The organism is Aeromicrobium sp. PFPM2_SD2 (assembly GCF_057364525.1).
Genome location: NZ_JBNFNZ010000159.1, coordinates 1 through 5,082, shown reverse-complemented (window position 1 = coordinate 5,082; position 5,082 = coordinate 1). Strand labels below are relative to the sequence as shown.

2 protein-coding genes are annotated in these 5,082 nt (G+C 69.8%); both read left to right on the top strand.

The genetic code is table 11. The features are described 5' to 3' along the window. Positions 1–334 precede the first annotated feature (334 nt). Positions 335–2,320 carry a DNA topoisomerase (ATP-hydrolyzing) subunit B gene (gyrB, locus tag AC2W7G_RS08905; RefSeq protein ID WP_485868117.1) on the top strand — a complete coding sequence of 662 codons (1,986 nt, stop codon included), beginning with the start codon at positions 335–337 and terminating at the stop codon, positions 2,318–2,320. A gap of 49 nt (positions 2,321–2,369) precedes the next feature. Continuing rightward, entirely contained in the window at positions 2,370–4,925 is a 2,556-nt protein-coding gene (gene gyrA / locus AC2W7G_RS08900; RefSeq protein WP_485868116.1) for a DNA gyrase subunit A, read from the top strand. Positions 4,926–5,082 lie beyond the last annotated feature (157 nt).

Genomic DNA, 5,082 nt, shown 5'->3' with positions numbered 1-5,082 from the left:
CCTGGTGCGCGGCGCTGGCGCCGGCGTCCAGCAGGACGTGCGCACGACGAGCACGGCCACGACGACGGCGCCGACGAGGGTCAGCGCGGCGGGCAGCGGGCGGGTCCGGGTCGTCACGGCCCCTACTCTGCCGGGTCGGTCCCAGGCCCGGACGGCGTGGCGGCGTCCAGGACGCTCCCGGGGCCGGCGGACGGTACCGGTGGTTGGACGGCGACCCGTTCGTCGCTCCCAGCCGCCGTCTCGTGCCTCTCACCGGCCTCCTGGACCAGATCCACCGCGTGTCGCGTGGGGATGCTCACCGTCAGAGGCCGTAGGAGGCCGGTACACTGGACTGGTGACGCAGACTCCGGATTCACAGGGCCAGACGTACGACGCCAGCAACATCCAGGTCCTGGAGGGTCTGGAGGCCGTGCGCAAGCGCCCGGGCATGTACATCGGCTCCACCGGTGAGCGCGGCCTGCACCACCTCGTCTACGAGGTCGTCGACAACTCCGTCGACGAGGCCCTCGCCGGCTACGCCACCAAGATCGAGGTCGTCATGCAGGCCGACGGCGGCATCCGCGTCGTCGACGACGGCCGCGGCATCCCGGTCGACATCCACCCGACCGAGAAGATCCCGGCCGTCACGCTCGTGCTCACCTCGCTGCACGCCGGCGGCAAGTTCGGCGGCGGCGGCTACAAGGTCTCCGGCGGCCTGCACGGCGTCGGCGTCTCGGTGGTCAACGCGCTGAGCACCCGGCTGTTCATCGAGGTCAAGCGCGACGGCTACCGCTGGACCCAGTCGTTCACGTACGGCGTGCCCGACGGTGAGCTGGAGCGTCACGAGGAGACCGAAGAGACCGGCACGACGAACACCTTCTACGCCAGCGGCGACATCTTCGAGACCACCGAGTACTCCTACGACACGCTCAAGACCCGCTTCCGCGAGATGGCCTTCCTCAACAAGGGGCTGGAGATCACGCTGCGCGACGAGCGCGAGCGCCCCGACGAGGACGACGACGACGAGGCCGCCACCGAGCGCGAGGTCACCTTCCGCTTCGACAACGGCCTGGTCGACTACGTCCACTTCATCAACTCCGGCAACCGCGAGCCGATCCAGCGCGACGTCATCAGCCTCGAGCGCGAGGACGAGGCCAACGGCCTGTCGCTGGAGCTGGCCATGCAGTGGAACGCGACGTACACCGAGAGCGTCCACACCTTCGCCAACACGATCAACACCCACGAGGGCGGCACCCACGAGGAGGGCTTCCGCGCGGCGCTGACCAACACGGTCAACCGCTTCGCCGAGGCGCAGAACCTGATCAAGAAGAAGGAGGACCGGCTCACCGGCGACGACATCCGCGAGGGCCTGACCGCCATCATCTCGGTCAAGCTCTCCGAGCCGCAGTTCGAGGGCCAGACCAAGACGAAGCTGGGCAACACCGAGGCCAAGGGCTTCGTGCAGCAGGTCGTCAACGACGAGCTCGGCGCCTGGTTCGAGCAGAACCCGGCCGAGGGCAAGACCATCGTCCGCAAGTCGATGGACGCCGCCAGCGCCCGGCTCGCCGCGCGCAAGGCCAAGGAGCTGGCCCGCAACCGCAAGGGCTTCCTGGGCGGCGGCGGCCTGCCCGGCAAGCTCGCCGACTGCTCCTCGCGCAACCCCGAGGAGTGCGAGATCTTCATCGTCGAGGGCAACTCGGCCGGCGGCTCGGCCAAGAACGGCCGCGACCCGCGCACCCAGGCGATCCTGCCGCTGCGCGGCAAGATCCTCAACGTCGAGAAGGCGCGGATCGACCGCATCCTGCAGAACGCCGAGGTCCAGGCGATCATCAGCGCGCTGGGCACCGGGGTCCAGGAGGACTTCGACATCGCCAAGCTGCGCTACCACAAGATCGTCCTCATGGCCGACGCCGACGTCGACGGCCAGCACATCACCACGCTGCTGCTGACGCTGCTGTTCCGCTACTTCTACGACCTCATCGAGGCCGGCAAGGTCTACCTCGCGCAGCCGCCGCTGTACAAGATCAAGTGGACGAACCACGCCCACGAGCTGGCCTACTCCGACGCCGAGCGCGACGCGCTGCTGGCCGCCGGCGAGGAGGCCGGGCGCCGCCTGCCCAAGGAGGCGCCGGTGCAGCGGTTCAAGGGTCTGGGCGAGATGAACGCCTCCGAGCTGTGGGAGACCACGATGGACCCCGACGCCCGCATCCTGCGCCAGGTCACCCTCGAGGACGCGATCCACGCCGACACGATCTTCCAGGTCCTCATGGGCGAGGACGTCGAGCAGCGTCGCGACTTCATCCAGAAGAACGCCAAGGACGTCCGCTTCCTCGACATCTGACGCCCGCGTCCGTCGACTTCTCTTCCTTTCACCCAGGAGCACCTGAACCGTGACCGAGACCCCCACCAACGGCGACCGGATCGAGCCCGTCGGCCTGACCGACGAGATGCGGCGCTCGTACATCGACTACGCGATGAGCGTGATCGTCTCGCGCGCCCTGCCGGACGTGCGCGACGGCCTCAAGCCGGTCCACCGGCGCGTGCTCTACGCGATGTACGACGGCGGCTACCGGCCCGACCGCGGGTTCTCCAAGTGCAGCCGCATCGTCGGTGACGTCATGGGTCAGTACCACCCGCACGGCGACACGGCGATCTACGACACCCTCGTGCGCCTGGCCCAGCCGTGGGTCATGCGCGCGCCGATGATCCTGGGCCAGGGCAACTTCGGCTCGCCGGGCGACGACCCGGCCGCCGCCATGCGGTACACCGAGTGCAAGCTCGCGCCGATCGCCATGGAGATGGTGCGCGACATCGACCAGGAGACGGTCGACTTCAAGCCCAACTACGACGGCCGCTCGCAGGAGCCCACCGTCCTGCCCTCGCGCATCCCCAACCTGCTGGTCAACGGCAGCGCCGGCATCGCGGTCGGCATGGCCACCAACATCCCGCCGCACAACCTGCGCGAGGTCGCGGCCGGCGCGCAGTGGGCGCTGGCCCACCCCGACGCCAGCCGCGAGGAGCTGCTGACCGCGCTCATGGAGCGGGTCAAGGGCCCGGACTTCCCGACCCACGGCCTCATCGTCGGCACCCGCGGCATCGAGGACATGTACCGCACCGGCCGCGGCTCGGTCACGATGCGCGCGGTGGTGAACATCGAGGAGGACGCCAAGGGCCGGCTCCAGCTCGTCGTCACCGAGCTGCCCTACCAGGTCAACCCCGACGCGCTCATGCGCAAGATCGCCGACCTGGTCAACGGCGGACGCCTGCAGGGCATCTCGGACCTGCGCGACGAGTCCAGCGACCGCGCCGGCCGCCGCATCGTCATCGAGCTGCGCCGCGACGCCGTGGCCCGGGTCGTGCTGAACAACCTCTACAAGCACACCGAGCTGCAGACGAACTTCAGCGCGAACATGCTGGCGATCGTCGACGACGTGCCGCGCACGCTGACCCTCGACGCGTTCATCACGCACTGGATCCGGCACCAGATCGAGGTGATCCGCCGGCGCACCGAGTTCCGCCTGCGCAAGGCCGAGGAGCAGGCCCACATCCTGCGCGGCCTGGCCAAGGCGCTGGACGCGCTCGACGACGTCATCGCGCTCATCCGCCGCAGCCCCACCGTCGAGGAGGCCCGCGGTGGCCTCATCGCGCTGCTGGACATCGACGAGCTGCAGGCCAACGCCATCCTCGACATGCAGCTGCGCCGCCTGGCTGCGCTGGAGCGGCAGAAGATCGTCGACCAGCTCGCCGAGCTCGAGCGTCAGATCGCCGACTACAAGGACATCCTCGCCCGGCCCGAGCGCCAGCGTCAGATCGTCAGCGACGAGCTGGCCGAGATCGCCGAGAAGTGGGGCGACGACCGCCGCACGATCATCACCGCGGACGCCGGCGACCTGTCGATGGAGGACCTGATCCCCGACGAGGAGGTCGTGGTCACCATCACCAAGGGCGGGTACGCCAAGCGCACCCGCACCGACCAGTACCGGCTGCAGAACCGCGGCGGCAAGGGCGTCCGCGGCGCGGCGCTGCGCGGCGACGACGTGGTGGAGCACATGTTCCCCACGACCAGCCACCACTGGATCCTGTTCTTCACCACCGCGGGCCGGGTCTACCGGGCCAAGGCGTACCACCTGCCCGAGGCCGGTCGCGACGCCAAGGGCGGGCACGTCGCCGGGCTGCTGAGCTTCCAGCCCGACGAGGAGATCGCCCAGGTGCTGGCGATCCGCGACTACGACGCGCAGCCCTACCTGGTGCTCGCCACCCGCAAGGGCCTGGTCAAGAAGACCCGCCTGAGCGACTACAACAGCCCGCGCCAGGCCGGCGTCATCGCGATCAACTTCCGCGAGGACGACGACGAGCTGATCGGCGCCGACGTCGTCGGTCCCGACGACGACATCCTGCTGATCTCGCGCAAGGCCCAGGCGATCCGCTTCCGCGCCGACGACGAGCAGCTGCGCCCGATGGGCCGCGCGACGTCCGGCGTCACCGGCATGAAGTTCCGCGACGGCGACGAGCTGCTCTCGCTCTCGGTCATCCGCGCCGGGGACGAGGACGCCGAGGACAAGCCCGAGCTGTACGTCTTCACCGTCACCGACGGCGGCTTCGCCAAGAAGACGCCGGTGCGCGAGTACCGCCTGCAGGGACGCGGCGGGCTCGGCATCAAGGCGATGCAGATCAGCGAGGGGCGCGGCGTGCTCGTCGGCGGCCTGGTGCTGGTCGACAGCGACGACGTCATCTCGGTCACCGAGAAGGGACAGGTCACCCGCAGCCTCGTGTCGGGCGTCAAGGCGACCGGGCGTGGCACGATGGGGGTCAAGTTCGTGACCTTCAAGGGCGACGACCGAGTCGTGACCATCGCCCGCAACACCGAGAGCGCGGTCGAGGCCGCGGTCGAGGACCAGGCCGAGGCCGACGACCAGACCACCGACCCCCAGGGGGATGACGCATGAGCGACCAGAAGGCCGGCCGTGGCCCCGGCGTGGGCCGCCAGGACGTGACGGCCGTGAGCCGTCCGCGTCCGGGTGGACGTGCCGACGAGACCGCGGTCATCCCCGTGATCCGCGACGAGGCCGGCTCGCGCCCGTCCGACGGTGCGGCCCCCGCGTC